The organism is Fusibacter sp. (assembly GCF_057447755.1).
The window spans coordinates 1-2,882 of the sequence record NZ_JBVBZF010000401.1; the positions used below are offsets into that span (position 1 = coordinate 1).

The window sequence follows — 2,882 nt, forward strand, 5'->3', positions numbered from 1 at the left end:
AGTGATCTTCTACACCGTGGCTCTTGACCAGCTATTGGTTCAAGATGGTAAGGTCCTGATTGATGTTAAAGAAGCCATCGAGAAAAAAGCCCTCGCGCCATATTCCTTGATTGAAAAACTAAAGCTTTTGAATCCTCAAAAGCATGAAAATCTAAACGATATCTTGATAACAGACCATAAGGGCCGCTATTTAATATACTGGTTTGAGCTCATATCAGAGGGTGAGTCAGATTACATTAAGGGGATTGAGGTTCACTATCAAGCTGAATCATGGATTCAATACCTTCCTCAGATTTATGCCGAGAACCAAGATTTTTTAAAACGTTATCTGGCCATATTTCAAACGGTCTTTGATGATCTAGAAGGCATTGTTGACAACATGCCAGAAGTCTATGTTCCCACTAAGACCAAGACATCCTTTCTCAACACTCTGAATGAATGGTTGCCAATCGACAGCTTTCAGTATTTTACGGAGGAACAGAAGAGAAACCTCTTGAAGAACTACCATGAGCTTAACCAGAAGAGAGGGACTAAAGAGGGCCTTATAAAGCTCATCACGCTTTTTACTGGGGAAGAGCCATTGATTGTGGAACTAAAGGATTTTAAAAACTTGAACACTCAGAAATCACTTTATGAACGGCTGTATATGAACCATCCGTTTGGCTTCACTTTATTAATTCAAGCGGATATCATTACCAATAAAGCAAAATTTAATGCTCTAAATCAAATTATCAGGAACTATATACCAGCACAGGTCACATACAAAATCGCTCCTATTAACCCTTATATGATTTTGGATGACTATGCTTATCTTGGTATTAACTCCTATATTTATCATCAAACTGATATTAAACTGGATGAACGCTCCATGCTTTCAATGGGTGTCATCAGCCATGAATAAGTGAGAAAGGATGATCGACGTGAATAATCATAAACTAATTCCATTTGAACGCAATCGCTATTTTTACGGAAAACTCTTAACCGTTAGAGATTTTGAAATTGAACAGAAGTACTTTAACGACAAACGACGTCTTATGAACCGAATATTAATGGGTCCAGGGATTCTTGCTGGCCTAAATGTGATCACAGTAGATGACAAGACCCTTTTAATTGAGCCAGGTGTGGCACTGGATTATCTCGGAAGAGAAATTGTCAGCGAATCGCCTTTCACAAGCAGATTATCTGTGATTTCAGGCTTTGATGGTCTACCGGATTATGGAGATGTCTACTTGAACATCAGCTATCACGAAGAACCTAAGGAAGCAGTACATAACGTGTCTCAGGATGAAAGTGAATACAATCGGGTCCTTGAGGATTATCAGCTTTCACTTACCGCAGATGTTCCTAGCTCTGAGCACACTTTACTTGATTTGATTGCCCTGAAACAGTTTACATTAGTAGATGATGATACTTTTACCATATTTCTAAAGCTAGATCATGTGACCAACTCTGATGAGGGCTTTAACGCCTATCTTGAAGTATATCGCAAGCAGATGAGTGACGTTGTAAAAATCAATATTACTTTGAAATCCCAATTCATCAATTATGGTCAGGAGATTTTACTCTCTTTTGACGAATCCCTCGTTCAAAGAGATGATGCCTATCAAATGGCATGGCATTTTGATGTCAGTAAAGTACCACCACAGGATGACTTAATAGAGCTTTCAGGTTTTACATTGTTTTCTGAAAGCGTCCAAGTCGACCATTTGGATATCTCGCTTAAGCATGCCGTTCAAATCAGTAACCTTTCAAAGCTCGATCAAATTGAGCATAAATACAGAACTTTATCACTGGATGACTTAATGGCTGCTTCAGCAGGTGATCAAATTTGCCTCGCTAAGCTCAAAGTTCTAAAAACGGACCGCACATATGTAATTGAGTCCTTGACCAACGACCCCTTTAATCAGTTACTTGGTAATTTTCAATTATCAAAGATCAGGCAGCTTGATGCCTTTCAAAAGATCAAATCCACAGACCAGTCTATCGTAAGTGAAAATTTAACCATGCACCAACCGGCGGACGTTCGAGCACTTCCAGAAATCAGTTCAACCACCGGAAGCATTACCTTCATGTTCAACGATAAGGTAGACCCTAAAGAGAAATTCTTCTCAGAAGAAATTGAACATGGCCTGGGTGCTGGTGAAGTCTTTATTCAGCTTGCTGTAGATTCAGAGACGAGTGAAGGGGATGCTGCTTTTGGATATCAAAATCAAATGGTATTTGGTGACTATGACTTGTTCGAAAAAACCAATTACGAGCCTGTGGTCCCTCTGGTTAAAACGGCGAGTATCAACTATAAAAACAAGGGGACTTTCCTAGTGGGCATTCAGTTCTTAGAAAGCTATGGTCGAAGCGAACTCGTAGTCAAATGGTCTGCTTCCAAGGTAAATCGACACTATGACTCAATGCTCGGCGGTAAAAACCAGCTCATGATTCAACCCTCTATGTCAAAGGTAAAGATCAGGACAAAGATCAGCTTTAACGTCTTCAAAGATGGCCAACCCGTACCTTGTACATGGCGCATCAAGGAAGAAAATGGCGGTGAAATCGATGCCAATGGCGTATATATGAGTCCAAGCGTTGAAGGCGTTTACGAAGTCATCGCAGATATACCAGACTATCACGAAAGTCTATCTGCCTTTGTTGTGGTAGAAAACGAGTCATAAATCCTCCTAGGGATTAATATAGCCACCCTCATAATCCACCTTAGATTATTCGGTAGATTATGGGGGTGGTTCTGTTTTCGTTAATTGAAAAACTAACTTCCGCTTTTTCGTAACCATTGGAATTGCAAACGTAAGTTCAGTTTTTTATGTATAAGTTGCTGTTCAATAGCTTAAATACGGTATATAATCATAATCAAATAACATAAATAAGTGGTA

The 2,882-nt window shown here is 39.4% G+C and carries 2 protein-coding genes; both read left to right on the forward strand.

All coding sequences use genetic code 11. The annotated features are described in order from the left end of the window. Positions 1-901, forward strand: a 901-nt coding sequence (locus AC220I_RS20835) for a phage tail protein (protein ID WP_486725793.1), incomplete at its 5' end; no start/stop codon positions are given. A gap of 19 nt (positions 902-920) precedes the next feature. Continuing rightward, positions 921-2,666: a hypothetical protein gene (locus tag AC220I_RS20840; RefSeq protein WP_486725794.1), complete on the forward strand. Its 1,746-nt coding sequence runs from the start codon at positions 921-923 to the stop codon at positions 2,664-2,666. The last annotated feature ends 216 nt before the right edge of the window (positions 2,667-2,882 follow it).